Origin of the sequence: Streptomyces sp. NPDC089915, from assembly GCF_040684675.1 — a bacterium.
Lineage (GTDB): Bacteria > Actinomycetota > Actinomycetes > Streptomycetales > Streptomycetaceae > Streptomyces.
The window spans coordinates 23,464-47,775 of the sequence record NZ_JBFBGN010000037.1; the positions used below are offsets into that span (position 1 = coordinate 23,464).

Consider the following 24,312-nt stretch of genomic DNA (forward strand, 5'->3'; position numbering starts at 1 on the left):
GGGCAGGCCGGAGCGGCCGGTGTGTGCGGTGTGGGAGGTGGAACCGGCGCCGCGGGACCGGGAGGGCTGGTCATACCGCCCCGGTCGCCGCCGCGCTCCTCGTCGCCCGGCCGCAACGGCGAGGCTGGGCGACTGCGTGTACCGGCGCTCCCGCCACCGCGTCCGGCTTCACACCATGTGGGGTTGGCGCGGGGGCAGTTCGGGGGGCGGGAGACCGCCGGTGGGCAGACAGTAGGCAGCGCGGAGGTTAACCCGATACAGGGAAAACCCTTGTCCGGACCCTGGTGAACCCTGTGGAACCCCTGTGCAACACCTGTGCAACGTGCACGCAACACTCGTGCCGGTACCGGCTTCCCCGGCCCGGGTCACTCCGGGTTGCCGCGCGGGTGGAGGGCGCGGAAGTACGTCCAGCTGGTCTCGTTCGGCTCGGTCCACTTCTCCGGGGCGCGGGCGAACTCCGGGTGGCGGCCGCCGATGTAGGCGCGGGTGCGCTCGGGGACCTCGGCGTAGGAGCCGAGCTTGAGGCCCCGGCAGTGGAAGGTGAGGCCGCCGGGGCGTTGTCCCTGCTCCATCCAGGGGAGCCAGGGGGACATGCGCGTCCAGGACATGGTCGCGGGGACGCTCGGGGCCCGGCCGGCGAGGGCCGCGGCGGGGGTGAAGAACTGGAAGAGCTCCAGGGCCCGGTAGGTGTCGTCGGCGGAGTGCAGCGGGTAGTCGGCGACGGGCAGCGGGGAGGGGTAGGCGAGCGGGATCTCCAGGCTGAAGCAGACCTGGTCGCCGAGTTCGGTCCGGGGCACGGGGAAGGGCCGCAGGCGCAGGTTGGCCGGATCGTTCCAGACGTGGACGACGGGCTTCCCCTGCCAGGTCTCCAGGATCTCCCGAGTGGCGGGGTCGAGGTAGAAGGCCGCCTCGCGCGACAGGAGCCGGTAGCCGCCCTCCTCGTCGGCGAGGAGCCGGGAGACGTTGACCCCTTCGAAGCCGAAGAGCCGCCGGTAGGGCTCGCCGGGGGCCCAGGAGTGGACGTCGCCGGTCCACCGGAAGGCGACCTCTTCTCCGTCGAGGGAGGCACGGGTGCGGGCGAATTCGCGCAGGAGGTCGTCCGGAGTCATACGGAGAACTCTGTCCGGTCCCCGCCGGGCCGGGCAAGCGTCCCGCGCGCCAACTCCCGGACGGCTTGGGACTTCCACCGGGGCGCGGGGCCGCCCCTCGTGGGGTCGCCCGGTTGACGGTTGTACGAACCAGCGGCGACCGTGACCGCCATGGGGAACCCCTTGGAGACGGAAAGCCGCCTTCCGATGCTGCTCGCCTGCCTGCTCCTGTGCCTCGGGCTGGCCGCCGCCGTCCTGGGCGCCGCACGGGCCGCCGGATCCGGGCCCGCCGCCGCGGCGGGACCGTACGTGGACCTGCGGCGCGTGCCGCCCGCCCCGGCCGGGCCGGCGCCCGGGCCGGGGGCCTCCACCGGCACGGTGACGGTGGAGTGCGGGCGCAACGGGGAGGGCCACTGGAACGAGGACAACCTGGTGGTCTCGCCGGGGGTGCGGGCGGGCGCCCACCACACGCACGCGTACGTGGGGAACCTGTCCACGGACGCCCTGTCGACGGACGCCTCGCTGGCGGCGGCCGCCACCAGCTGTACGGGCGGCGACCGTTCCTCGTACTACTGGCCGGTCCTGCGCCGCACGGACCGGCCCGGGAGCGGCCCGCACGAGGGGGCGGCCGGGCACGGCAACGCGGGCGAGATCCTGCGCGAGGCCTCGGTGCGGGTGGAGTTCCGGGGCAGCCCGGTGAGCGCGGTGGTGGCGATGCCCCGCTTCCTGCGGGCGATCACCGGCGACGCCCTCGCGTACACGGCGGGCGGGGGCGCCGGGGTCCGGGCCCGCTGGGGGTGTTCGGGCCTGCCGGACCGGTCGACCACGGCCTACCCGCGCTGTCCGGAAGGCGAGCTGGTCACCCGTACGCTGGTCTTCCCCAGCTGCTGGAACGGCCTGGACACCGCCTCCCCGGACCACCGTTCCCACCTGCTGTCCCCCTCCCCCGGCGGGGTCTGCCCGCAGGGCACCTTCCCGGTGCCCGAGCTGCGCGTGTCGCTGGCGTACGCGGTGGCGCCGGGGGTGCCGCTGGCGCTGGACTCCTTCCCCGAGCAGCGGCACAGCCCGCTCACCGACCACGCGATGTTCGTGAACGTGATGACCGACGAGCGGATGGCGGAGATCGTCGCCTGCCTCAACGAGGGCCGCACCTGCCGGACCTGAGTGACGCACGTCACGTGAACCGCCGTGGCGCCGGGGGCGTGTTCCGACCGCACCCGATGGAAGACGTGAGGCGGACGGAGAGCGTGAATGGCCGGACCACTGTGGCCCCGCACGCGGCGGGGCTCGACCGACGAGGCACTGATCAGGGCGGTCTACGAGGAGCACGGCAACGCCCTGCTCGCGTACGCCACCCGGCTGACCGGTGACCGGGCCGCCGCCGAGGACGTCGTCCAGGAGACCCTGATCCGGGCCTGGCGGCACGCCGAGGTACTGGTCAACGGGAAGGGCTCGGTGCGCGGCTGGCTGCTCACCGTGGCCCGCAACATCATCACGGACCGGTACCGGGCGAGGGCGGCCCGGCCGCCCGAGGTCGCCGGCTCGGAGGCCGCTCCCCCGGTGGAGGGCGACCACGCGGACTCCGTGGTGGACGCGATGACGGTCCTCGGAGCCCTGGACCGGCTGTCCCCGGAACACCGGGACGTGCTGACGGAGTTGTACTACCGCCAGCACAGCGTCGCGGAGGCCGCGGACCGCCTGGGCATTCCGGCGGGCACGGTCAAATCGCGCTCGCACTACGCGCTCAAGGCCCTGCGCGCGGTGTTCACGGACGGCGGCGCCGACGGGTTCGGCGTGGACAGACGATCAGGCCGGCCGCCCCAGCAGCCCGGCGGACTGCGGGAGGTGGTGGCGTGAACGCGCCGCGGCACGAGGAGGAGCTGCTCGGACCGTACGTGCTCGGTGTCCTGGACCAGGAGGACGTACGGCGCGTCGAGGAGCACGTCGGCGACTGCGTGGGATGCCGGGAGGAGGTGGCCGCGTTGCGGGAGATGGAGAGCGCCCTGGGCGAGGTGCCCGAGGAGGCGTTCCTCGACGGGCCCCCGCAGGGCGGTGACCTGCTGCTCCAGCGGACCCTGCGGCAGGTGCGCGGCGAGCAGGCCGCGCGGGCCCGCTGGCGGGGCGCGGTGGCGGGCCTGGCGGCGGCCGCCTCGCTGGCGGCCGTGTTCTGGGCCGGGGCCCGGCTGGGCGGGGACGCGGGCTCCGCCGAGGCGCTGCCCCCGCCGCCGCCGAGCTCGTCGGCCCCGCCCTCGGCGCCGCCCGCCGGGACGAGGGTGGCCTCGGCGACGGATCCGGGGACCGGGGCGCGGATGACCGTGCAGGTGACCCCGGCGGCGAAGTGGGTGCGGGTGCGGGCGGCGGTGACCGGGGTGCCCGCCGGGGAGCGGTGCCGTCTGGTGGTGGTCTCCCGGGACGGTACGCGGTCCACGGCGGGCGGCTGGGTCGTGGGCACGGCGGAGCACGGCGAGGGCAAGGGCGCGGCCCTGGACGGCTCGGCGGCCGTGGACCCGGCGGACGTCAGGGCGGTCCTGGTGGAGAACGAGTCGGGGCGGACCTTCGTGTCCGTGCCGGTGTGAGGTGCGGGGCCCCGCGCGCACGGGGCCCCGTACGGGCCGTCAGGGGTTGTGGAAGCGGACCTCGGGGGCGTCGGCGCGGGGGCCGTCCAGGACCGGCCGGGTCTGTCCCTTGAGGTGCCGGTCGAAGAAGGCGGAGACGTAGGTCCGGGTCAGCTCCAGGGCGCGGGCTCCGGGCAGCGGCGCGTCCGGGTGGGGGACGCCGAGCTGGTCGCGGAGGGCCGGGTAGTCGGTGGGGCCGAAGTGGTCGGTGCCGTCGAGGGTGATCCAGCGCTTCCAGCCGTCGAAGTGCTGCCAGGGACCCTGCCAGTTGCCCGGCTGGTCCCCGGGCACGCTGGCGGCCGAGCCGAGGAGCATGAAGGGGCGGCCGCCGATGCCGGCGGGCGGGTAGGGCTCGGGCAGGGTGCCGTCCATGTCGATGCCCGCCCGGATCCGCCCGTCGGCGGCCATGGCGGTCAGGGCGGAGGCACCGCCGATGGAGTGGCCGCCCATGGCGATCCGGCCGGTGTCGATCAGCCCGGCGTGGCGCCAGGCGGGACGGCTGCCGGTGAGGCGGTCGAGCAGGAAGGAGACGTCCTTGGCGCGGACCTCGGTGACGGCCTCGATGCCGCCGGGCCCCCGGGTCTGTTCACAGGCCAGGCAGGTGAGGATCCGGCCGCCGGGGAAGGCGGTGGCGGCGCTCTCGTAGGCGTGGTCGACGGCGGCGACCACGTAGCCCCGGGAGGCCAGGTCCTCGGCGAGCGAGGTGAGGGTGGCGCGCGGGACGGTGAAGCCGGGCGAGAGGACGATCAGCGGGTAGCGGCCCTCGGCGGGGCGGGCGCCGACGCGGGCGTGGGCGCGGGTCGCGGCGAAGGCGGCGGGGTCGATCAGCCGGTCGAGCCCCTTGTCGGCGAGGATCAGCCGCGCCTCCTCGGTGCTGAGGTAGGGCGCGGGGGCGCGGCCGGTGCCGCGCTGCGCGGGATAGCGCAGGGTGACCATGAGTTCGCGGGGGCCGGTGTGGGCCCAGGGGTCGGTGCGGCCGCGGTCGACCAGGTGGAGGTCCTCCTGGCCGACGGCGAAGCGGCCGGTGGGGGCTGGGAGTTCGGGCGCGGTGGTGCGTACGTCCGCGGCGGCCGCCGGGGCGGCCGAGGCCGCCGAGGCCGCCACGAGCGGGGCCGGGAGCAGGAGCGCGAGTAAGGCCGCGACGGCCGCGGTACGACGTGTGGTGTTCATGACGACGACGCTATGCGGGGCGTGGGCGGGGTTCGTCGGACCCGGGGCTGACCCGGGGGTCCCCCGGGGGTCGTAGAGCGCCTCGGCCGGAAGTCGTACGGCTCCGCGCCCCCGTGTTCCCCGCCCCCTGCCCCTGTGGAGGTCAGGCGTGCAGGCGCACCGGGAGGTCGAAGAGGTCGTTCTGGGTGAGGACCGGCTTGTTGCGCAGCTCCTCCCGCGGGACGGCGAGGGACAGCTCCGGGAAGCGGGCGTAGAGGGCCGGGAGGGCGACCAGGGCCTCCAGGCGGGACAGGGCGGCTCCGGGGCAGACGTGGGGGCCGTGGCCGAAGGAGATGTGCCGGTTCGGGGTGCGGGTGACGTCGAAGGCGCCGGCCGTCTCCCCGTGCTGGGCCTCGTCGCGGCCGAGCGCGCCGAAGGAGACGATCAGGCCCTCGCCCGCGGGCAGGATCCGGTCCCCGACCTCGATGTCCTCGGTGGCGAAGCGGATCAGGACGTGGGAGGTGGGGGTGGCCCAGCGCAGGGTCTCCTCGATGACGTTCTCCCAGGGGACCTCGCCGGAGAGGACGAGGGCGCGCTGCCCGGGGTGGGTCTCCAGGGCGACGACGGCGTTCACGATCAGGCTGATGGTGGTCTCGTGGCCGGCGGCGACCATCAGCTGGAGGGTGTTGGTGATCTCCTCGGTGCTGAGGCGGTCGCCGTCCTCGGAGGCGGCGATGAGGGCGCTGGTGAGGTCGTCGCCGGGGGTGGCGCGCTTGGCCTCGACGATGCGGGAGAAGAGCGCGCCGAGGTCCGCCATCATCTGCGGGACCTCCTCCGGCGGGGTCTGGGTGGAGAAGAACTTCTCGAAGAGGGCCTTCAGCCGGGGGTGTTCGGCGGCCTCGACGCCCATCAGCTCGCTGATGACGTTCATCGGCAGCGGGTAGGCGAAGGCCGCCTTGAGGTCGACGGTCTCGCCGGCGGGCAGCCCGGCGAGCTTGTCGAGGGCCTCGGCGGTGAGGGCCTCGATGCCGGCGCGCAGCTTCTCGACGCGGCGGGCGGTGAGGGCCTGGGCGACGAGGGTGCGCAGGCGGCGGTGCTCGTCGCCGTCGACGGTCAGCATGGAGCGGCCGGGGTTGGCGAGGCCGATCAGCGGCCAGTCCAGGGGGATCTCCCCGCGCTGCCAGGCTCCCCACACGCCGATGTCCTTGACGACCCGGGGGTCGGTGAGCAGGGCGCGCGCCTCAGCGTGGCGGGTGACGGCGTACACGCCGACGCCGCCGGGGAGGACCACGCGGACCAGCGGGCCGGCGGCGCGCAGCGCGGCGCTCTCGGCGTCGAGGTCGGTGACGAAGGGGTCGAGGGTGATCGGGGCGGCGCCGGTGTGGTCGATCGGGCAGCTCATCGGTGGGCTCCAAGCGCGGGGGTCGGGGTGTAGGTCACGGGGAGCGCGGTCAGGCCGCGCAGCCAGGGCGACGGACGCCGGGTCAGGTCGGCGGCCGGGCCGTCGAGGTCCACGTCGGGGAGGCGGTCGAGGAGGACCTCGATGCCGGTCCGGGCGATGACCTCGGCGACCTCCTGGGCCGGGAAGGGGCAGCGGTGTTCGCCGTGGCCGAAGGAGAAGAAGGCGTTGTTCCCGCCGGTGAGGGCGCCCGCGTCGGCGCGTACGTGCGGGTCGCCGTTGGCGGCGGCGAGGCCCAGCAGGACCAGGTCGCCGCGGGCGATGGTGCGGCCGCCCAGCTTGGTGTCGCGGGTGGTCCAGCGGCCGGCGACGTTCTGGGTCGGGGTGTCCTCCCAGAGCACTTCGTTCATGGCCTCGCCGACGCTGTGGCGGCCTCCGGCGAGGGAGGCGGCGAAGCGGTCGTCGGTCAGCATCAGGCGCAGCGAGTTGCCGATCCAGTCGGCGGTGGGCTGGTGGCCGGCGGCCATCATCACCATCAGGTCCTGGGCCACCTCGGCGAGGGTGAACCCGGCGGTGTTGGCCAGCATCCGGGAGGCGACGTCGTGTCCTGGGGTCTCGGCCTTGGCGGCGAGCAGCGCGTACATGGACTCGCCGAGGTGGCGCTGGCCGTCCAGGGCGCCCTCGCGGCCGTTGATCATGTCGTTCATGGCGGTGACGAGGCCGGGGCCCTGCTCGTCGGAGAACCCGTAGATGCGGGCGAGGACGCGCAGCGGCAGGAGCATCGCGTACTCGCCGACGATGTCGCAGGCGCCCTTGCCGCAGATCCCGTCGATCAGCTCGTCGGCGAAGCGTTCGGCGTGGCCCTTGAGTTCGAAGGGGTCGACGGACTCCAGGGCCCCGCTGATCACGGCGGCGCGCTCGCGGTGGCGTTCGCCGGTGGTGTAGAGGATGGAGGGCTGCTTGCGGCCGATCATCGGGAGCAGCGGCCAGTCCGCGGGGATGCGGTCCCACTGGTTCCACAGGTCGGAGTCGCGGGAGAAGAGCTGCGGGTCGCTGGTGACCTGGTGCAGTTCGCGGTAGCCGAGGACCAGCCAGGCCGGGACGTCCCCGTCGAGGACGACGGGGGCGACGGCGCCGTGGTCGCGGCGCATCTCCCGGTACAGCTCGGCGGGGTCGCTCTGGAAGCGGGGTCCGCCGAGGTAGACGGGCCGGGACTCGGGGGTGGTCACTGCGTGGGCTCCGGGAGGGTGCGGGGGAAGGCCGTCCGGTGGAGGGCTCTGGTCTCGGGGGCTCGGGTGTTACGGGAGGGGCTGGAGGCTGTGGAGGTGCTGGAGGTGCCGGACGAGGGCGATGAGCACCTGCTTGCTGGACTCGCGGGAGCGGGCGTCGCAGAACAGCAGCGGCACCTCGGACGGCAGGTCGAGGGCGGCGCGGATCTGCTCGGGGGTGTGGGCGGGGCCGCCGAAGTCGTTGCAGGCGACGACGAAGGGCGTGCCGTGGTGCTCCAGGCGGTCGATGGCGTACCAGGAGTCGGCGAGCCGCCGGGTGTCGACGAGGACGACCGCGCCGAGGGTGCCGGAGAACAGGCGGTCCCACAGGAACCAGAACCGCTCCTGGCCGGGGGCGCCGAACAGGTAGAGCACGTTGCGGGCGTCGAGGGTGATCCGGCCGAAGTCGAAGGCGACGGTGGTGGAGGTCTTGGCGGCGATGCCGTCGGTGTGGTCGACGGCCTCTCCGGCCTGGGTCATGGTCTCCTCGGTGTTCAGCGGGCGGATCTCGCTGACCGAGCGGACCATGGTGGTCTTGCCGACGCCGAAGCCGCCCACGATCACGATCTTCAGGCCGTTGTCGGCGGTGCTGCTGAGTGCCTGCCGGGGCGCGCCCGGGTCAGAGGTTGCGGAGTCCAACGAGCACCTGCTCCAGGAGTTCGGGGTCGGGAAGGCAGTACGTCGTGGCGCGCGGGTGCCGGGCGCTGATGCGTCCGGCGGCCAGGAGGTCGGCGAGCAGGATCCGTACGATCGACACCGGCAGGCCGAGATCGGCCGCCACCTCGACGACGGCCGTCGGGTAGCGGCACATCCGCAGGATGGCCGCGTGCTCCGACTGCATCCCGGGGACGGGGTCGCACTCGGCGACGACGAGGGTCACCAGGTCGAAGGCGTCGCTCCCGGAGCGGCTGCGGCCGCCGGTGAGGGTGTAGAGCCGGTCCGGGGAGTCGTCCCGGCCGGGCCGGGCGCGGCTCATCCCCGGGGCCTGGCGATCAGATGCTCGCTCAGCTGCTCGACCAGTTCGGACATGTTGTGGCCGACGAGTCCGGCGTCGGCGTCCTCGGCGGCGACGAGGGCGAGGTGGGCGCCCTCGCCGGCCTCGACGATGAAGAGGATCCCGCCGTAGAACTCGGCCATGGCGGAGCGGACCCCGCCGCTGCCGTCGCCGAACTCGATGGAGGCTCCGTGGGAGAGGCTCTGGATGCCGGCGGCGATGGCGGCGAGCTGGTCGGCCTGGTCGACGGAGAGCTCGGGCGTGCGGCACAGCTTGAGGCCGTCGCGGGAGAGCACGAGGGCGTGCCGGGCGCCGGGGGTGCGCTCCAGGAGGCCCTCCAGGAGCCAGCTGAGCTTCTCGTCGGTGGTGGGGCCGGTCATCTCGTGTCGCCTTCCGGGTGCTGGGGGTTCGTGGGCTGCTGCCGCGCGGGCGCGTCGCGCACCGCCTGGCGGAAGCTGCCGAAGCGGGCGGCGGACCGGGACGCGCCGGTGGGGGCGGCCTGGGTGCGGGACGCCGCGGACGCGGCGTCGGGGCCCTCCGGGTGGGCGGCGGCCAGGGTGCGGCCGCGCCGTCGCTGGGGCAGTCCGCTCTCGCCGAGCACCGGGGTCGTGCCGGTGGTTTCGGGGTCGGGGGAGCCGCTCGCGCCCTCGGGGGCGGCGTCGGCCTGCGCCCGGGGGGCGGGCGCGGGGGCGGCCGGCGGGAGGGCGCGGCCCGGGGCGGGGGCGCGGACCGGGCCGGCGGTGGGGGCCGCGAGGAGCGGCGGGGCGGGGACGGGTTCGGCCGGGGCGTGGCTGACCAGTTCCTCGGGGATCATCATCAGCGCGCCGGTGCCGCCGCGCGCGGAGGGGCGGAAGGAGACGGTCAGCCCGTGCTTGCGCGCGAGGCGGCCGACGACGGCCAGGCCGAGGCGGGTGCCGGAGAGGCCGGCGAGGTCCAGGGTCTCGGCGCCGACGGCCTGTTCGGCACGGCGCAGCTGGAGCTCGCTCATGACGAGTCCGCTGTCCTCGACGGTGATGATGATGCCGGCCGGCACCTCCTCCACGTAGACGTGGACCTCGGCGGTCGGCGGGGAGAAGTTGGCGGCGTTGTCGAGGAGCTCGGCGAGGGCGTGCATGACGCCCTCGGCGGCGTGTCCGGCGACGGCGGCCTCGCTGATGGAGTGCAGCCGGACGCGCTGGTAGCCGCCGATGCGGCCCATGGCGCCGCGCAGGATGGACTCCATGACGATGGGCTTGGCCCAGCGGCGGCCCGAGCGGGCGCCGGTGAGGACGGCGATGGAGTCGGCGAGGCGGCCGGCCTGGGCGGTGCGGTGGTCGAGGTGCAGGAGGTCGCCGAGGACCTCCTCGTCGGCGTGCTTGTGCTCCATGTCGCGCAGGTCGGCCAGCATGCCGGTGGCCAGGGCCTGCATCCGGCCGGCCGCGTTGGCGGCGGCGGCCATGGCGGCGGCCCGGCCCGACTGGGCGCGCCGCAGTTCCTCGCCGAGCCGCTCGCGGGTGGCCTGCTGGGCGGCGGCCAGGTGGTCGAGTTCGGCGGTGTGCGCGGCGGTGAGCCGGGCGGCCTCGGCGGTGCGGGCGGCCGTCAGCCGGTCGGTCTCGGCGGCGTGTTCGGCGATGAGCCGGGTGGTGCGGGCGGCGTGGTCCGCGGTGAGCCGGGTGAGTTCGGCGGAGAGGTCGGCCGTCTCACGGGCGGCGTCGGCGGTCAGCCGGGCGATGTACGCGTCGCGGGTGGCGACTTCACCGGTGAGCAGGGCGAGGCCGCCGCGCAGCTGCCGGGTGGTGCGCGCGCACCAGGTGACGGTGAAGGCGGCGATGGACAGCAGCAGGGTCCCGAAGGCGGCGAACCAGCCCAGGGGGGCGCGGACGCCGGTCGGGGCCGCGGCCACCGCCGCCGCGCAGATGGTGCCCGCGGCCACCGCCGTGACCAGCAGTGCGAGGGCGGAGGTGCGGAGGGGGGAGGGCGACGCCGTCATCGATCAGAGCCTCATAAAAGGGGCGTATAAGGGGCGTATCTGGAAGAGAGGGTTCCTGTGGCAACGAGGCATCACTATAAGAGGATTGGTGATCGTTTAGGAAAGCCCCTGGCAAAGATCACGCTGTGTAGCGCCCACTAAGGTTGCTTCTGGAGCGGTTTCGGGTCCACGCCGTGGCATCCTGTGACGTCACAACTCGCCGGACGGGATCGGCGGCGGACGTCCGGGGAATACGAGGAAGATCCATGAGGCTCTGCTTCCTGGTGGAGGAGCACTACCGCCACGACGGCATGCCGAACGAGGTGATCCGTCAGCTGACCGCGTGGGGCCACCGGGTGGACGTCGTGCGGCCCGGCGGCTCGCTGCTCCGCATGACGGACCTGGTCCGGGCGGGCACGCATGACGCCTGGGTGCTCAAGACCGTCTCGGGCGGCCCCGGGCTCACCCTGCTGGAGGCCGCCGCGGCCGCCGGGGTGACCACCGTCAACGACGCCCGGTCGATCCGCGGGGTACGGGACAAGGCGCTCGCCGCCGCCCTCGGCAGCGCCCGGGGGCTCCCCCTGCCGCCCACGTACGCGGTGGCCGGCCCGGAACTCCTGGCGGAGATACCGGACGAGCTCTACCCGCTCGTGGTCAAGCCGGCCGACGGCAGCTCCGGCCGGGGGGTGCACCTGCTGCCCTCCCCGGACCGGCTGGCGGCCCTGCTGCCCGCCCTCGCGGGCGAGGGCATGCTCATCGCCCAGCCGTACGTCCCGAACCCCGGCACCGACGTCAAGGTGTACTGCGTCAACGGCGAACTCCACGCCACCGAGCGCTGCTCCCCCCTGCACCCCGACCCGGCGGTCCGCGAGCGCCGGGTGCCGCTGCCGGCCGAGGTCGCGGAGATCGCCGCCCGGGTGGGCGAGGTGTACGGGCTGGACCTGTACGGGGTGGACGTGCTGCTGGGCCCCGACGGGCCGGTGGTGGTCGACGTCAACGACTTCCCGAGCTTCCGCCAGGTACCCGACGCGGCGGCCCGGGTGGCCGGCGCCGTCCTGGACCTGGCCCGTGCGGGCGGCGGCCGCACCCGCGCCCCGGTCCTGCCGTACGCCCGGCCGGTGGGCATCCCGGTGCAGGCGGCTGCGCGGGCGGGGGACGGCGCGTGAGGATCGGCCTGATCACCCCCGACCCCGGACATCCGCTGCTGGCGGCCACCGCCGCGCTGCTCGGCGCACGGCACGAGGTGGAGGTGCTGCACCCCGCCGCGCAGGCCCCGGCGGCCGTCGCAGCGCCCGCCGACGTGTACCTGCTCAAGGCGCGCACCCCCGAGGCGCTGGAGCTGGCCCGCGCGCTGGAAGGCGCGGGCGCGCCCGTGGTGAACTCCGCCGCCGCCACCGAACGCTGCCAGGACCGCACCGGCATGGCCGCACTGGCCCTGGGGGCCGGCCTGCCCTTCGCCGCCACCCGGACCTTCGGCTCCCTGGCGGGGCTGGAGTCCGCGCCGGAACTGGAGTGGCCGCTGGTGGTGAAGAGCCGGCGCAGCCGCAAGGACGACCTGGTCGTACGCCTCGACGGCCCCGCCCGGCTGCGGGAGCTGGCGCCGCGCTGGGGCCGGGAGCCGGTGGTCACCCAGGCGTTCGCGCCCAACAGCGGCTGGGACCACAAGCTGTGGGTGGTCGGGGACGAGGTCTTCGCGGGGGTGCGCCGCTCCGAACTCGCGGCCGCCGGCGCGGAGGAGGACCCGGGCCCCGGGCGGCTGCCCGAGGGCTGGGCCGAACTGGCCCTGCGCGTCGGCGGGGCCTTCGGCCTGGACGTGTACGGGGTGGACGTCCTCGCCACCGGGGACGGCGACCCCCTGATCGTCGACGTCAACGCCTTCCCCGGCATCCGCGGCCAGGCCGGCGCCCCCGAGGCCCTCGCCGCCCTGACCCTGCGCCGGGCCGCCGGGGCGCGCCCGTAGGCGCCGGGGCGGGCCCGTAGCCGCCGGGGCGGGCCTGTACCCTTCGGGCGGTCGACGGCGGGAGGGCGGGGTCCATGCGCGCGGTGGTGTTCGAGCGGTACGGGGAGCCGGCCGGGGTGCGTGAGGTGCCGGACCCGGCACCGGCGCCCGGCGGGGTCGTGGTGCGCGTCGAGGCGACGGGGCTGTGCCGCAGCGACTGGCACGGCTGGATGGGCCACGACCCGGACATCACCCTGCCGCACGTCCCCGGGCACGAACTGGCCGGAGTCGTCGAGGCGGTGGGCGCGGGCGTGCTGAACTGGCGGGCCGGCGACCGGGTGACCGTGCCCTTCGTCTGCGCCTGCGGGAGCTGCGCCGAGTGCGCGGCCGGCGACCACCAGGTGTGCGCCCGCCAGACGCAGCCCGGGTTCACCCACTGGGGGTCCTTCGCCGAGTACGTGGCCCTGGACCACGCCGACGTGAACCTGGTGGCGGTCCCGGAGGACCTGTCCTACGCGACCGCCGCCGCCCTGGGCTGCCGTTTCGCCACCGCCTTCCGGGCGGTGGTCGCGCAGGGCAGGGTGAAGGCGGGCGAATGGGTCGCCGTCCACGGCTGCGGCGGGGTCGGCCTGTCCGCCGTGATGATCGCCGCGGCGGCCGGGGCCCGGGTGGTCGCCGTCGACACCGCGCCCGGCGCGCGGGAACTGGCCCGGGAGTTCGGGGCGGCGCACTGCGTGGACCCCGCCGTCGCCGGTCCCGGCGGGACGGCCGCGGTGGTACGGGAGCTGACGGGCGGGGGCGCGCACCTCTCGCTGGACGCCCTGGGCTCCCCCGCGACGGCCGCGGCCTCGGTGTCCGGGCTGCGCCGGCGCGGGCGGCACGTCCAGGTGGGGCTGCTCCCGGCGGCGGCCGGCCCGGCGGCACTGCCGCTGGACCGCGTCATCGGCTGGGAGCTGGAGGTCCTCGGCAGCCACGGCATGGCCGCGCACGCCTATCCCCCGATGCTGGAGCTCGTCCGCTCCGGCGCCCTGCGCCCGGACCTGCTGGTCACCTCCACGATCCCGCTGGAGGCGGCCCCGGCGGCCCTGGCCGCGCTGGGCACGGCGCCGGGGCGCGGGGTCACGGTGATCCTGCCCCGGGCCGGGACGGAGGCCCGGGGCAGGAGTTTCAGCCCGCCAGGAGCGTGAGGGTGTCGATCACGCGGTTCGAGAAGCCCCACTCGTTGTCGTACCAGGCGACGACCTTGACGTGGCGTCCCTCGACCCGGGTGAGCTCCGAGTCGAAGATCGACGAGGCGGGGTTGCCCGTGATGTCGGAGGACACCAGCGGGTCCTCGGAGTACTCGAGCACCCCGGCCAGCGGGCCCTCGGCGGCGGCGCGGTAGGCGGCCAGCACCTCGTCGCGCGTGACCTCGCGGGAGACCGTCGTGTTCAGCTCGACGATCGAGCCCACCGGCACGGGCACGCGGATCGAGTCGCCCGACAGCTTCCCGTCGAGGTTCGGCAGCACCAGGCCGATCGCCTTGGCCGCGCCGGTCGTGGTCGGCACGATGTTCACGGCGGCGGCGCGGGCCCGGCGGGGGTCGCGGTGCGGGCCGTCCTGGAGGGCCTGCTCCTGGGTGTAGGCGTGCACGGTGGTCATGAACCCGTGCTCGATGCCGGCCAGTTCGTCGAGGACGGCGGCGAGCGGCGCGAGCGCGTTCGTCGTGCAGGAGGCGTTCGAGACGATCGTGTGGAGCTCGGCGTCGTACGCGTCGGTGTTCACGCCGTAGGCGAGGGTCACGTCCGCGCCGTCCGAGGGGGCGCTGACGAGCACCTTCCGCGCGCCGGCCTTGATGTGGGCGCGGGCGGCCTCGGCGGAGGTGAAGCGGCCGGTCGCCTCCAGGACGATGTCGACGCCCAGTTCGGCCCAGGGCAGCTGCTCCGGCTCGCGCTCGGCGAGGACCGCGATGCGCCGGCCGTCGACGACGAGGGTGGTGCCGTCGACGGTCACCGGGCGGCCGAGGCGGCCGGCGGTGGAGTCGTAGGCGAGCAGCCGCGCGAGGGTGGCCGGCTCCGTCAGGTCGTTGACGGCCACGACCTCCAGGTCGCTGTCGCGTTCGAGCAGCGCGCGCAGCACGTTGCGTCCGATGCGGCCGAATCCGTTGATGGCGATGCGAGTCATGAGCGGTGTCCCCTTCTCTGTTCGCCATCAGGTTCGCCTCCGGCGTCCGCCCGTGACAGTGGCGAGATCGCCATGGTTCGCAAGTATCCCGCCAACCGCCCGGTCCGGGGCCCGCGCCGCCTACTCGCCCCGGGTGAAGGTCCGCCGGTACTCGGTCGGGGTGGTGCCGAGGATCCGCTGGAAGTGCAGGCGCAGGTTGGCGCCGGTGCCCAGGCCCACGTCGGCGGCGATCCGCTCGACGCTCCGCTCGGAGCGCTCCAGCAGCTCGCGGGCCACGTCCACCCGGGCCCGCATGACCCACTGCATCGGCGTGTACCCGGTGTCCTGGGCGAAGCGCCGCGAGAACGTACGGGCCGACACCGCCGCGTGCTGCGCCAGCGCTTCGAGGGTCAGGGGCTCGCCCAGCCGCTGCAGGGCCCACTCGCGGGTGGCGGAGAACCGCTCCCCGAGCGGCTCCGGCACGCTGCGCGGCAGGTACTGCGCCTGCCCGCCGCTGCGGTACGGGGCGGCGACCAGCCGCCGGGCCGCGTGGTTCGCGGCGGCCACGCCGAGGTCGCGGCGCAGGATGTGCAGGCACAGGTCGATGCCGGAGGCGGCGCCGGCCGAGGTCAGGACGCTGCCCTCGTCGACGAACAGCACGTTCTCGTCGAGCCTGATGAGGGGGTGCTTCGCCGTCAGCGCCCGGGTGTAGTGCCAGTGGGTGGTGGCGCGCTTGCCGTCGAGCAGGCCCGTGGCGGCGAGCGCGAACGCGCCCGTCGAGATGGCCGCGAGCCGCGCCCCCCGCGCGTGGGCGGCGGTCAGCGCCTCGATCACCTCGCGCGGCGGGTCCTCGCGGTCGGGGAAGCGGTAGCCGGGGACGAAGACCACGTCGGCCCACTCCAGCGCCTCCAGCCCGTGGGTGACGTGGTACGACAGCCCGTCGCCGCCGGTCACCAGGCCCGGGGCCGCCCCGCACACCCGGACCTCGTACGGCATGCTCGCGCGGGTGCTGAAGACCTGGGCGGGGATCCCGACGTCGAGCGGCTTGGCCCCTTCGAGGACGAGGACGGCGACGCGGTGGAGACGGGATCGGGGCACGTCGCAGAGCGTACGCGGGACGAAACCCGTGTGCGTACGGCAGGACGGGTCTGCGAGCATGCCCGGATGGAACGCCCTCTCGAATCCCTCGTCGTCCGGCACACCCTCCGCGTCCCGGCCCCTTCCGGTCCGGCCGGAGAGGGCGGCCCGGCGGCGCGGCGGTTCGACGCCGCGCTGCTGTCCGTCGGCTTCAAGCTCTCGGCCCCGCTGCTGGAGCACCTCTCGGGGCTCGCGGAGGAGACCGTCGTGGAGACGGCTTCGCGCACGCTGGACACCGTCCGCGAGATGACCGGCGACCACGTCGCGCACAACGTGTACTTCAAGGACTTCCCGGCCAACGTGCCGGACACGTTCGAGTTCTGGGCGCAGTGCGTCCGCGAGGCCCTGGCCGACGACGGGGCGCGCCCGGGCACCCTGGCGCAGCTGAGCACGGGCGTCCTCGACCTGCTGACCCTCCCCTCGTACGGCAACTACCGCCACGCGTACGAGGAGATGCTCGCCGCGCACGAGGAGCTGATCGCGGCCGCCGGGGACCGGTTGACGGTCCTGCACCCGGGCGGCGCCCTCGACGGGGAGGTCACCGCCCTCTACCTGGCCCTGGCGGGCCGCACCACGCCGCTCGGGGAGGAGGGGCTGCGCGACCTCGCGCGGCTCGCGGAGCACTGCGCCGGGGGCCCGCAGCCGGCGGAGATCCCGGTCCGGGAGAACCGCGCCGTGGTCAACCGGGCGCGCCTCGGCCTCGGTGCGCAGCTGCTCGTGGACACCGTCACCGACGTGCTCCGCCTGGCCTGCGCCCTGTCGGACGGGGACGTGTCCCTGACGGAGCCGACCCGGCTGAAGTCGCCGTCCCGGCCGGTGCGGCGGGCCCTGCTGGCCGCCCTGGACGCGGTCGTCGCCGCCTCCCCCGCCAAGCTCGCCGACGTCCTCGCGCACCGCGAGGAGTTCAAGCGGCTCGGTGAGCGGCTCCACCCGCACGAGTACCCGCGCTGGCCGCACGCCGCCCGGGTGTTCGCCGTCGCCCGGGGCGAGGAGGAGGCCCGGACCCTGGAGGGCCGGGTCGAGGAACTCCTCGGCGAAGGCGACACCGTCGGGGCGGCACGGCTGCTGGCGGCGGCCGCGCCCGGCCGGCTGCTGCGCTCCCTGGACCGGCTGCTGCGCCAGGGTGCGGGCCCCGGGGAACGGGAGGCCGTCGCGTCCGCCGCCGAGGAGGCCCTCCCCCGGGTCTCCGGCCGGGTCCTGCTGTCGGTGCGCGAGCACCTCCATCACCGGACCGGCGGCGCTCCGGCGCGCCGGGTCTTCGTCAACCGCCGCGGCGGCGCCTGGGCCGGCGCGGACACCCGTGCGCCCCTGCCGGAGGCCGAGGCCGGGCGGCTGATCGCGGCCCTGGACGCCGAGGTGCAGCGCCGCCTCCCCGATCCGGGGCACCTGCTGGTCGACCCCGCGGTCCTCGACGTGGCGCTCCCGCTGAGCGGGAAGGCGACGGCCGCCGGGCTCGGCGTGCTGCCGCGCGGCTCGCTGTCCGAGGTCGACGGGGAGCTGCTGCGGTTCTTCGTGCACTGGACGCAGACGGAGCGGAGCACCGACTACGACCTGTCGGCGGTGATGCTGGACTCCGCCTACGACACCCTGTCCTGGCTGTCGTACACGTCCCTCCAGGCGGTCGGCGGCGAGCACTCCGGCGACATCACGGACGCCCCCGCGCCCGACGGTGCCTCCGAGTTCATCAACCTGCGGCTGGGCGCCGTCGCGGGCGACTTCATCGTCCCGCAGGTCAACCTGTTCTCCGGGGAGGGCTTCGAGGAGGTGGCCGAGTCCTTCTTCGGCTTCATGCTCCGCGACGGAGAGCAGCTCGGCCGGCCCTTCGAGGCGCGTACGGTGCGCATGAAGTCGGAGCTGCGCGGGCCCGGCCGGGTCGCCCTGCCGCTGGTGTTCCTGCGCGGGGAGGACGGCGGCTGGCGGGCGAAGTGGCTGCACCTGTACCTGCGCGGCACCCCCGCCGCCAACCGGGTGGAGGAGAACCGGGCGACGGTCGGCACGCTCGTGCGCGCCGTCGTCGAGCGCGAGTACCTGACGGTCGGCCACCTGGTCGGCCTGCTGGCCGGGCGGGCCGCCGCCACCACCGAGTGGGACGGTACGGAGCCGCCGGCGGGGCCGGTCACCTACATCGGGCTGGAGCGGCCGGAGGGGCTGCACCCGGAGTCGGTGGTGTTCACCCCGGAAAACCTCGGTGCGCTGATCCCGGCGTAGGTGTTAGTTTTGGTCCCGGCGAGGCCATGGGCGGACTTCCTTCTCAAAACCCCTTGAATTAGTCCCCCCGCTTTCCTCGCCCCCGACGTGACGGAGCCGGGGCGCCCATGGGCGTCCCGGCTCCGTCGTGTCCGCCCCTCGGACGGGGTGGTCGACCGGGCCCCTCCCCCGCTCCCATACTTGGGCCTCATGAGAGGGAAGGACAAGGACACCGCGCGCAGCAGCCCGCTGGTGCCCGCCGCCGTCGGGGAGACGATCGCACGGCACGACTGGGCGTCCACCACCTGCGGCTGCGGCCGTTCGGCGGAGCATCTGGAGGACACCCTGTGGCATGCCGCCGAAGGCCATCCGGCGGCCTTCCACGCCCTGGAGGGGCACGTCTTCACCCGGCCCAGGCTCTGGCCGCCCGCCCCCGCGGTGTGCGCGGTGCTGATGGCCGTCTGGGCGGCCGGGCCGCCCCGGCTGTCGACCCGCGAGGCGCTGCTGCGGACCCTGCTCGCGCTGCTGACCTCCGAGGACGACGGGTCCGCGGACGAGGCGGGGCTGTACGGGCGGTGCACCGCCCACATCCGGGCCGGGCTGCCGCAGCTGACCGGGGAGCTGGCCGGCCGGCCGGGCAGCCCGACGGCCGCCTACGCCGACGGCATCCTCGACATCATCCGGCTGTGCGCCTGAGGCCGCGCAGCAGTTCCGGGGTGACCTCCTCCAGGGAGGCGGCGAAGGTGCGGGCCTCCGAGGCCGGCACCTCCAGCAGCGAGGGCACGACCAGGACCGGGCAGCCCGCGGCCTCGGCGGAGGCCGCCCCGTCCGGGGAGTCCTCCACCGCGACGCACCGTCCGGGGTCGAGGCCGAGCCGGCCGGCCGCCGTGCGGTAGGGGTCGGGGTGCGGCTTGGTGCGCGCGGTGTCGTCGGCGGAGAGGGTGAAGGCGAAGGGGACGTGCGCCAGCGCGCCTCCCACCACCTGGTCGACGACCACCCGCGGTGAGGCGCTGACCAGGGCGAAGGGCACGCCCTGAGCCTCCAGGGCGGTCAGCAGCCGCTGGGCCCCGGGCCGGACGGGGGCGCCCGCCTCGACCCGGCGGAAGAAGCCCTCGGTGAGCTCGTCCGCCACGGCGGCGGCCTGCGCGCGGCCGGTGACCCGTACGAGGTGGGCCGCGGTGTCGGCGACCGCGCGGCCCACGACCTCGGGGGCGTCGGCCGGGCCGATCCGGTGGCCGAGGCGGTCCGCGACCTCCTCGGTGGTCTCCCACCACAGCACCTCGGTGTCCACGAGCGTGCCGTCCATGTCGAAGAGGACGGCGGCCAGTTCGCTCACGCGGCCCTCGCCACGACGAGTACGGGCCGCTCGGCCAGGCCCACGGTGGCGCGCGCGCCGGGGGCGAGCCCGCCCGCGTCCCGGGAGGGGACGTCGGCCTTGACCCGGGTGCCCCCGGGCAGGTCGAGGTGGAGGCGGGTGACGGCGCCGAAGAAGGAGGCCGAGGCGACGGTCGCGGTGCCGTCCGCGTCGGCGGTGACGGTGAGGTTCTCGGGCCGGACCAGCACCTCGACCTCGGGCCCGGCGGGGACCGGCCCGTCGACGGGCAGCCGGGTGCCGGCCACGTCCACCTGCCCGGAGCCGCTGAGGCGGCCCGGCAGCCGGTTCATGGTGCCGACGAACTCGGCGACGAACGGCGTCGCGGGCCGCTCGTAGAGCTCGGCGGGGGCGGCGCACTGCTCCAGTCGCCCGGCGTTGAGGACGGCGACCCGGTCGGCCATCGACAGGGCCTCCTCCTGGTCGTGGGTGACGAACACGGTGGTGATGCCGAGGGAGAGCTGGAGCCGGCGGATCTCCTCGCGCAGGTTGGCGCGCACCTTCGCGTCCAGGGCCGAGAGGGGCTCGTCGAGCAGGAGCACGCGCGGGCGCAGGGCCAGGGCGCGGGCGAGGGCGACGCGCTGCTGCTGGCCGCCGGACATCTGGTGGGGGTAGCGCTCGCCGTGCTCGGGGAGGCCCACGAGGTCCAGCAGTTCGGCGGCGCGTTCGCGGCGGCGGGGCGCCGGGACGCCCCGTACGCGCAGGCCGAAGGCGACGTTCTCGCGGGCGTTGAGGTTCGGGAAGAGGCTGTACGACTGGAAGACCATCCCGGCGTCGCGGCGGTTGGCCGGGACCCGGGTGATGTCCTGGCCGTCGACCAGGACCTCGCCGGAGTCGGGGTGTTCGAAGCCGGCGAGCACGCGCAGGGCGGTGGTCTTGCCGCAGCCCGAGGGGCCGAGCAGGGCGAGGAGTTCGCCGGGCTCCACGGTCAGGTCGAGTCCGTCCAGGGCGGTGGTGGTGCCGAACGCCCGGCGCAGGCCGCGGAATTCGACGCGGGCGCCCCCGGTCGCGGCGGACTCGGCCGGCTTCCCGGCCTCGGTCAGGGTGGTGGACATGCGGGTCAGGACTCCTTGCGGGAGGTGGCGGGGGCGGAGGCCGTGGTGGACGGCGCGGTTCCGGCCCGCGAGAGGACGAGCAGCAGCAGCCAGGTGATCAGGAGGCTGAGGATGGAGACGGCCACCGACATCCGGGCCTGGGCGCCGGAGATGGAGACGATCCACACCGCGAAGGGGCGGAAGCCCAGCAGGGAGGCGATGGTGAACTCGCCGAGCACCAGCGCCAGGGTGAGGAACGCCGCCCCGGCGAGGGAGGTCCGCAGGTTCGGCAGCAGCACCCGCCACACCACGTACGGCCAGCTCGCCCCGCAGCTGCGGGCGGCCTCGACCAGGGTGGGGACGTCCACGGCGCGCAGGCCCGCGTCGAGCGAGCGGTGGACGAAGGGCAGCGCCAGCACGGTGTAGGCGAGGACCAGGACGACGGGGAACCGCTCGTCCTGGACGGCGATGAAGGTCTGGTAGAGCGGGGTGCGCGAGAGGTGCTCGGGGCCCCAGCGGAGCACGGTGGTGATCCCGGTGACCAGGGCGATCGGCGGTACCACCAGCGGCAGCATGCACACCACCTCCACCACGGGGCGCAGCCTCGGCGAGCCGATCCGTACGGCGATCAGCGCGGGTACGGCCAGCAGCAGGGACAGGGCGATGGTGGCGGCGGCCAGGCCCAGGGAGAGCAGCAGGCTCTGGGAGAACCCGTCGGCGCCGAGCAGTTCGGTGTACGCCTCGAAGGTGACGCCCTGTCCGGGGACGTGGACGGTGAACACGAAGGAGGCGAGGAGCGGGAGCAGGAAGTACGCGCCCGCGAGGGCGAGGACGGCGCCGCGCCAGATCCGGGGGCGGGGGCGGGCCGCCCTCCGCGCCCGGGCGGCGTCCTTCGCGGGGGCGGCGGCCTCGTCCGGCGCGGCCCCGGGGACGGTCCCGGCGGTGTGCGCGGTGCCGGTGGCCTCGGTGGGATCGGTGGTCTCGGTCATCGCAGCCATCGGGCGCTCCGTCGCTGGAGGGGCAGGTAGACCGCCATGACCAGGCCGGCGATCAGGATCATGTCGAGGCCGAGGGCGAGCGCCACGTTCTCCTGGCCGGTGAGGACGTTGCCGGAGAGGGCGTCCGCGATCTTCAGGGTGACCAGCGGTACGGAGCCGCCGACGAGCGCGGCGGCCGTCGCGTGGGCCGCGAAGGCGGTGCCGAAGAGCAGGACGAACCCGCCGAGCAGGGAGGGCGTGAGCACCGGCAGGCCGACGAGGCGCCAGAACTGCCATCCGGTGGCCCCGTTGTTCTGGGCGGCCTCGCGCCACTGGGGGCGCAGCCCGTCCAGGGCGGGGACGGTGACCAGGACCATCAGCGGGATCAGGAAGTACAGGTAGACCACGGTGAGGCCGGTGAAGGAGTACAGGTCCCAGCCGAGGCCGGTGAGGTCCGCGAGCTGGGTGACCACGCCGGAGATGCCGGCGGTGGCGATGAACGCGAAGGCCAGCGGGACCCCGCCGAAGTTGGCGAGGACGCCGGAGGCGGTGAGGGCCGCCGAGCGCAGGGCGGTGGAGCGGGAGGTGACCACCGCCTGGGCGATCAGCACGCCGAGGAGGGTGGCGAGCAGGGCCGTCAGGGCGGAGAGCTGGACGCTGCCGGTCAGGGAGGTGAGGTAGGGGCCCTGGAGGGAGCGGGCCAGGTGCTCGCCGGTGACGTGGGTGGCGCCGGTGGCGGGGTCGGTGCGGGTGACCGCGCCGAAGGCGATGGCGCCCAGCGGGATGCCGAAGCAGAGCCCGGTGAAGACGAGGAGGGGGAGGGCGGCGAGCCAGGTGCGCGGGCCGCGCCGCCGGCGGCGGGGGGTGGTGCCGCCGGCGGTCCCCTCACGGTGGGGGGTGGTGGTGGGTGCGGACATCAGCTGAGGGCCTTGTCCCACTTCTCGGCGAGGGCGGCCTTGGCCTTGTCGAGCTCGGTCGAGGCCGGGAAGGACGGGGTGCCCTGGACCTGGGGGAGCTTGGCGACGGCGTCCTTGTCGGCGGTGCCGTCCTGGGTCATGTTCGGGAGCAGGACGGGGCGGGCGTGGCCCTTGAGCCAGATGTTCTGGCCCTCGGTGCTGTAGAGGAACTCCATCCACAGGCGGGCGGCGGCCGGGTTGGGCGCCTCCTTGTTGATGGCCTGGGAGTAGAACTGGGCGTAGACGCCGTCGGCGGGGACGACCGTCTTCCAGTCGACGCCCTTGCCCTTGAACTGCTCGGCGTAGCCGGCGTTGAGGTAGTCCCAGTCGATCGAGATGGGCGTCTCGCCCTTCTCGACGGTGGCGGGGGTGGACTCGACCGGGATGAAGTTGCCGCTCTTGCGGAGCTGGCCGAAGAAGTCGATGCCGGGCTGGATGTCGGCGAAGGAGCCCTTGTTGGCGAGGGCGGCCGCGTAGACGCCGCCGAAGGCAGAGCCGGACTTGGTCGGGTTGCCGTTGAGGGCGACCTTGCCCTTGTACTCGGGCTTGAGCAGGTCGGCGAAGGTCTGCGGGCAGGCGGGGATCTTCGCGGCGTCGCAGCCGATGGAGACGTAGCCGCCGTAGTCGTTGTACCAGCGGCCGTCCGCGTCCTTCTGGGAGCCGGGGATCTTGTCCCAGGCGGTGACCTTGTAGGGGGCGAAGAGGTTCTCGTCGGCCCCGCTGCGGGCGAAGGCTATGCCGAGGTCGAGGACGTCGGGGGCGCGCTTCTGGCCCTTGCGGGACTTGACGGCGGCGATCTCGTCGGCGCTGGCGGCGTCCGGGTTCTCGCTGGAGACCTTGATCTTCGGGTACTTGGCCTGGAAGGCCTTGAGCATCTCGCCGTAGTTCGCCCAGTCCGGCGGCAGGGCGATGACGTTGAGCTGGCCCTCCTTCTCGGCGGCCGCGACGAGGGCGTCCATGCCGCCGAGGTCGGCCGCAGAGGCGGCGGTGGCCGGCTGGGCCTTGCCCTTGGCGTCGCCGCCTGCGGCGGGCTGGTCGGGGGCGGCGCCACACGCGCTGAGGGTGGCCAGGGCGGCGGCGCTGAGCAGGACGGCCGCACCGCGACGGGCGGAGGAACGGAACACGGTCTCTCCCGGAGACGAAGGGGGATCACTCGTCAGGCTTCACTTGTCTGAACAAGTTGGCCCCAGTTCGCCCGGGCCGGCTGTACGGACGGTGAACGGCGTCTGGACCGGGGAGCACGGCTCGACGAAAACACGAGAATGACCGAAAGAAGTCGTGACAGAACCCACTGGGATGATCATGAGTGGCGGTGCGGGACGACCCGCACACGGCGAGCGGGGGGCGAACGGCATGGGCACGGTCCGGTATCTGGAGATCGCGGAGGAGCTGCGCCGGGCGATCCTGTCCGGGGAGTACCCGGTGGGCGCCCGGCTGCCGTCGGAGAGCGATCTGGCGGCCCGCTGGTCCGCCTCGCGCGGCACCGTCCGCCAGGCCGTCGCCACCCTGGCCGCCGAGGGGCTGGTCGGCTCCAGCCAGGGGGCCCGCAGGATCGTCCTGCGGCACGAGCGCCGGCACAGCTTCGGCGAGCTGAACAGCTTCGCCCAGTGGGCCGAGGGCGTGGGCCACGAGGCCCGCAGCCGGTTCCTGTCGCGCACCCGGCGGCCCGCGACGGCCGAGGAGGCGGAGCGGCTCGCGCTGGCGCCGGGCACGGAGGTCCTCGCCGCGCTGCGGCTGCGGCTGCTGGACGGGGAGCCCGTGATGGTCGAGCGGACCGCGTACGCCGACTGGGTCGCGGCGGCCGTCGAGGCCATGCCGGAGGACTGCCGCTCGGTGATGGACGGCCTGGCCGCGGACTCGGGGGTGGTGGCCCACTACGGCGAGCACCTGATCGACGCGCTCCCGGCGGGCAGCGAGGACGCCCGGCTGCTGGAGGTCCGGCGCGGCAGCCCGCTGCTGCGCCAGCGTCATGTATCGGCCACCCGCACGGGCCGCCCGATCGAGTGGTCCGACGACCGCTACCGGGCCGGCAGCGTCACCTTCAGTGTGAGCAACTCGGCAGTAGCCGCCCCGCTGGAGCGGCACCCGGGCGGCGGCGAGCGCTGAG

The 24,312-nt window shown here is 74.9% G+C and carries 24 protein-coding genes; 9 read left to right on the forward strand and 15 right to left on the reverse strand.

What is annotated here, in order from left to right; all coding sequences use genetic code 11:
* Nucleotides 1–365: 365 nt before the first annotated feature.
* Complete coding sequence (locus AB0O29_RS14320; protein WP_365151260.1) at nucleotides 366–1,109, reverse strand: DUF1838 family protein; 744 nt, start codon at nucleotides 1,107–1,109, stop codon at nucleotides 366–368.
* 150 nt (nucleotides 1,110–1,259) lie between these two features.
* On the opposite strand from AB0O29_RS14320, the gene AB0O29_RS14325 reads away from it, so the two are divergent.
* From AB0O29_RS14325 to AB0O29_RS14335, 3 genes are all read left to right on the forward strand, one after another.
* Nucleotides 1,260–2,252, forward strand: a complete 993-nt coding sequence (locus tag AB0O29_RS14325; RefSeq protein ID WP_365151263.1) for a DUF1996 domain-containing protein — start codon at nucleotides 1,260–1,262, stop codon at nucleotides 2,250–2,252.
* Between the two features lie 87 nt (nucleotides 2,253–2,339).
* Complete coding sequence (locus tag AB0O29_RS14330; protein WP_365151266.1) at nucleotides 2,340–2,945, forward strand: sigma-70 family RNA polymerase sigma factor; 606 nt, start codon at nucleotides 2,340–2,342, stop codon at nucleotides 2,943–2,945.
* Nucleotides 2,942–3,664 carry a zf-HC2 domain-containing protein gene (locus tag AB0O29_RS14335; protein WP_365151268.1) on the forward strand — a complete coding sequence of 241 codons (723 nt, stop codon included), beginning with the start codon at nucleotides 2,942–2,944 and terminating at the stop codon, nucleotides 3,662–3,664. The genes AB0O29_RS14330 and AB0O29_RS14335 overlap by 4 nt, the downstream gene beginning before the upstream one ends.
* Nucleotides 3,665–3,703: 39 nt before the next feature.
* On the opposite strand, the gene AB0O29_RS14340 is transcribed toward AB0O29_RS14335, so the two are convergent.
* The 7 genes from AB0O29_RS14340 to AB0O29_RS14370 all read right to left on the reverse strand — a co-directional run bounded on the left by AB0O29_RS14340 (nucleotide 3,704) and on the right by AB0O29_RS14370 (nucleotide 10,482).
* A complete protein-coding gene (locus tag AB0O29_RS14340) occupies nucleotides 3,704–4,873 on the reverse strand; it encodes an alpha/beta hydrolase (RefSeq protein ID WP_365151271.1) in 1,170 nt (389 codons plus the stop codon).
* Nucleotides 4,874–5,015: 142 nt separating this feature from the next.
* The gene (locus AB0O29_RS14345; RefSeq protein WP_365151274.1) at nucleotides 5,016–6,254 is read right to left on the reverse strand and encodes a cytochrome P450; all 1,239 of its coding nucleotides are present in this window, start codon (nucleotides 6,252–6,254) and stop codon (nucleotides 5,016–5,018) included.
* Nucleotides 6,251–7,480: a cytochrome P450 gene (locus AB0O29_RS14350; protein ID WP_365151277.1), complete on the reverse strand. Its 1,230-nt coding sequence runs from the start codon at nucleotides 7,478–7,480 to the stop codon at nucleotides 6,251–6,253. Before AB0O29_RS14350 ends, AB0O29_RS14345 begins: the two co-directional genes overlap by 4 nt.
* Before the next feature lie 69 nt (nucleotides 7,481–7,549).
* The gene (locus AB0O29_RS14355; RefSeq protein WP_365151280.1) at nucleotides 7,550–8,158 is read right to left on the reverse strand and encodes an ATP/GTP-binding protein; all 609 of its coding nucleotides are present in this window, start codon (nucleotides 8,156–8,158) and stop codon (nucleotides 7,550–7,552) included.
* The gene (locus AB0O29_RS14360) at nucleotides 8,139–8,495 is read right to left on the reverse strand and encodes a DUF742 domain-containing protein (RefSeq protein WP_365151283.1); all 357 of its coding nucleotides are present in this window, start codon (nucleotides 8,493–8,495) and stop codon (nucleotides 8,139–8,141) included. The genes AB0O29_RS14355 and AB0O29_RS14360 overlap by 20 nt, the downstream gene beginning before the upstream one ends.
* Entirely contained in the window at nucleotides 8,492–8,893 is a 402-nt protein-coding gene (locus AB0O29_RS14365; RefSeq protein WP_365151286.1) for a roadblock/LC7 domain-containing protein, read from the reverse strand. Before AB0O29_RS14365 ends, AB0O29_RS14360 begins: the two co-directional genes overlap by 4 nt.
* On the reverse strand, nucleotides 8,890–10,482 hold the full coding sequence (locus AB0O29_RS14370; RefSeq protein WP_365151289.1) for an ATP-binding protein: 1,593 nt from the start codon (nucleotides 10,480–10,482) through the stop codon (nucleotides 8,890–8,892). Before AB0O29_RS14370 ends, AB0O29_RS14365 begins: the two co-directional genes overlap by 4 nt.
* A 245-nt stretch (nucleotides 10,483–10,727) precedes the next feature.
* Between AB0O29_RS14370 and AB0O29_RS14375 the strand changes: the two genes are divergently transcribed.
* From AB0O29_RS14375 to AB0O29_RS14385, 3 genes are all read left to right on the forward strand, one after another.
* Nucleotides 10,728–11,627, forward strand: a complete 900-nt coding sequence (locus AB0O29_RS14375) for a hypothetical protein (RefSeq protein WP_365151292.1) — start codon at nucleotides 10,728–10,730, stop codon at nucleotides 11,625–11,627.
* The gene (locus tag AB0O29_RS14380) at nucleotides 11,624–12,421 is read left to right on the forward strand and encodes an alpha-L-glutamate ligase (protein WP_365151295.1); all 798 of its coding nucleotides are present in this window, start codon (nucleotides 11,624–11,626) and stop codon (nucleotides 12,419–12,421) included. Before AB0O29_RS14375 ends, AB0O29_RS14380 begins: the two co-directional genes overlap by 4 nt.
* Nucleotides 12,422–12,495: 74 nt before the next feature.
* Nucleotides 12,496–13,587, forward strand: a complete 1,092-nt coding sequence (locus AB0O29_RS14385; RefSeq protein WP_365151298.1) for an alcohol dehydrogenase catalytic domain-containing protein — start codon at nucleotides 12,496–12,498, stop codon at nucleotides 13,585–13,587.
* Here AB0O29_RS14385 and gap read toward each other — a convergent pair.
* Together gap and AB0O29_RS14395 are read right to left on the reverse strand one after the other, a co-directional pair.
* Nucleotides 13,568–14,563 (reverse strand): type I glyceraldehyde-3-phosphate dehydrogenase, encoded by a 996-nt coding sequence (gap, locus tag AB0O29_RS14390; RefSeq protein WP_365151303.1) that lies wholly within the window; start codon nucleotides 14,561–14,563, stop codon nucleotides 13,568–13,570. The genes AB0O29_RS14385 and gap overlap by 20 nt on opposite strands.
* Nucleotides 14,564–14,683: 120 nt before the next feature.
* Complete coding sequence (locus AB0O29_RS14395; protein WP_365151305.1) at nucleotides 14,684–15,640, reverse strand: helix-turn-helix domain-containing protein; 957 nt, start codon at nucleotides 15,638–15,640, stop codon at nucleotides 14,684–14,686.
* Between the two features lie 66 nt (nucleotides 15,641–15,706).
* On the opposite strand from AB0O29_RS14395, the gene AB0O29_RS14400 reads away from it, so the two are divergent.
* Together AB0O29_RS14400 and AB0O29_RS14405 are read left to right on the forward strand one after the other, a co-directional pair.
* On the forward strand, nucleotides 15,707–17,887 hold the full coding sequence (locus AB0O29_RS14400; RefSeq protein ID WP_365151307.1) for a hypothetical protein: 2,181 nt from the start codon (nucleotides 15,707–15,709) through the stop codon (nucleotides 17,885–17,887).
* A 189-nt stretch (nucleotides 17,888–18,076) separates the two neighbouring features.
* Nucleotides 18,077–18,562 carry a hypothetical protein gene (locus AB0O29_RS14405; protein ID WP_365151310.1) on the forward strand — a complete coding sequence of 162 codons (486 nt, stop codon included), beginning with the start codon at nucleotides 18,077–18,079 and terminating at the stop codon, nucleotides 18,560–18,562.
* Here AB0O29_RS14405 and AB0O29_RS14410 read toward each other — a convergent pair.
* The 5 genes from AB0O29_RS14410 to AB0O29_RS14430 are packed head-to-tail and all read right to left on the reverse strand — an operon-like array spanning nucleotide 18,543 to nucleotide 23,329.
* Complete coding sequence (locus AB0O29_RS14410; protein WP_365151313.1) at nucleotides 18,543–19,202, reverse strand: HAD family phosphatase; 660 nt, start codon at nucleotides 19,200–19,202, stop codon at nucleotides 18,543–18,545. The genes AB0O29_RS14405 and AB0O29_RS14410 overlap by 20 nt on opposite strands.
* On the reverse strand, nucleotides 19,199–20,293 hold the full coding sequence (locus AB0O29_RS14415) for an ABC transporter ATP-binding protein (RefSeq protein ID WP_365151316.1): 1,095 nt from the start codon (nucleotides 20,291–20,293) through the stop codon (nucleotides 19,199–19,201). The genes AB0O29_RS14410 and AB0O29_RS14415 overlap by 4 nt, the downstream gene beginning before the upstream one ends.
* A 5-nt stretch (nucleotides 20,294–20,298) precedes the next feature.
* Nucleotides 20,299–21,270: an ABC transporter permease subunit gene (locus AB0O29_RS14420; RefSeq protein ID WP_365151319.1), complete on the reverse strand. Its 972-nt coding sequence runs from the start codon at nucleotides 21,268–21,270 to the stop codon at nucleotides 20,299–20,301.
* A complete protein-coding gene (locus AB0O29_RS14425; RefSeq protein ID WP_365151322.1) occupies nucleotides 21,258–22,166 on the reverse strand; it encodes an ABC transporter permease subunit in 909 nt (302 codons plus the stop codon). The genes AB0O29_RS14420 and AB0O29_RS14425 overlap by 13 nt, the downstream gene beginning before the upstream one ends.
* The gene (locus AB0O29_RS14430) at nucleotides 22,166–23,329 is read right to left on the reverse strand and encodes an extracellular solute-binding protein (protein WP_365151325.1); all 1,164 of its coding nucleotides are present in this window, start codon (nucleotides 23,327–23,329) and stop codon (nucleotides 22,166–22,168) included. The genes AB0O29_RS14425 and AB0O29_RS14430 overlap by 1 nt, the downstream gene beginning before the upstream one ends.
* A gap of 229 nt (nucleotides 23,330–23,558) precedes the next feature.
* Here AB0O29_RS14430 and AB0O29_RS14435 point away from each other — a divergent pair, with 229 nt between their 5' ends.
* Entirely contained in the window at nucleotides 23,559–24,311 is a 753-nt protein-coding gene (locus tag AB0O29_RS14435; RefSeq protein ID WP_365151338.1) for a GntR family transcriptional regulator, read from the forward strand.
* Nucleotide 24,312: the final 1 nt, after the last annotated feature.

Coding starts and splice junctions, on each gene's coding strand:
- gap (WP_365151303.1), bottom strand. CDS start 14,563: ATGACTCGCATCGCCATCAACGGATTCGGCCGCATCGGACGCAACGTG.
- AB0O29_RS14365 (WP_365151286.1), bottom strand. CDS start 8,893: ATGACCGGCCCCACCACCGACGAGAAGCTCAGCTGGCTCCTGGAGGGC.
- AB0O29_RS14330 (WP_365151266.1), top strand. CDS start 2,340: ATGGCCGGACCACTGTGGCCCCGCACGCGGCGGGGCTCGACCGACGAG.
- AB0O29_RS14320 (WP_365151260.1), bottom strand. CDS start 1,109: ATGACTCCGGACGACCTCCTGCGCGAATTCGCCCGCACCCGTGCCTCC.
- AB0O29_RS14325 (WP_365151263.1), top strand. CDS start 1,260: ATGGGGAACCCCTTGGAGACGGAAAGCCGCCTTCCGATGCTGCTCGCC.
- AB0O29_RS14385 (WP_365151298.1), top strand. CDS start 12,496: ATGCGCGCGGTGGTGTTCGAGCGGTACGGGGAGCCGGCCGGGGTGCGT.
- AB0O29_RS14345 (WP_365151274.1), bottom strand. CDS start 6,254: ATGAGCTGCCCGATCGACCACACCGGCGCCGCCCCGATCACCCTCGAC.
- AB0O29_RS14375 (WP_365151292.1), top strand. CDS start 10,728: ATGAGGCTCTGCTTCCTGGTGGAGGAGCACTACCGCCACGACGGCATG.
- AB0O29_RS14370 (WP_365151289.1), bottom strand. CDS start 10,482: ATGACGGCGTCGCCCTCCCCCCTCCGCACCTCCGCCCTCGCACTGCTG.
- AB0O29_RS14405 (WP_365151310.1), top strand. CDS start 18,077: ATGAGAGGGAAGGACAAGGACACCGCGCGCAGCAGCCCGCTGGTGCCC.
- AB0O29_RS14400 (WP_365151307.1), top strand. CDS start 15,707: ATGGAACGCCCTCTCGAATCCCTCGTCGTCCGGCACACCCTCCGCGTC.
- AB0O29_RS14340 (WP_365151271.1), bottom strand. CDS start 4,873: ATGAACACCACACGTCGTACCGCGGCCGTCGCGGCCTTACTCGCGCTC.
- AB0O29_RS14435 (WP_365151338.1), top strand. CDS start 23,559: ATGGGCACGGTCCGGTATCTGGAGATCGCGGAGGAGCTGCGCCGGGCG.
- AB0O29_RS14425 (WP_365151322.1), bottom strand. CDS start 22,166: ATGTCCGCACCCACCACCACCCCCCACCGTGAGGGGACCGCCGGCGGC.
- AB0O29_RS14420 (WP_365151319.1), bottom strand. CDS start 21,270: ATGGCTGCGATGACCGAGACCACCGATCCCACCGAGGCCACCGGCACC.
- AB0O29_RS14415 (WP_365151316.1), bottom strand. CDS start 20,293: ATGTCCACCACCCTGACCGAGGCCGGGAAGCCGGCCGAGTCCGCCGCG.
- AB0O29_RS14360 (WP_365151283.1), bottom strand. CDS start 8,495: ATGAGCCGCGCCCGGCCCGGCCGGGACGACTCCCCGGACCGGCTCTAC.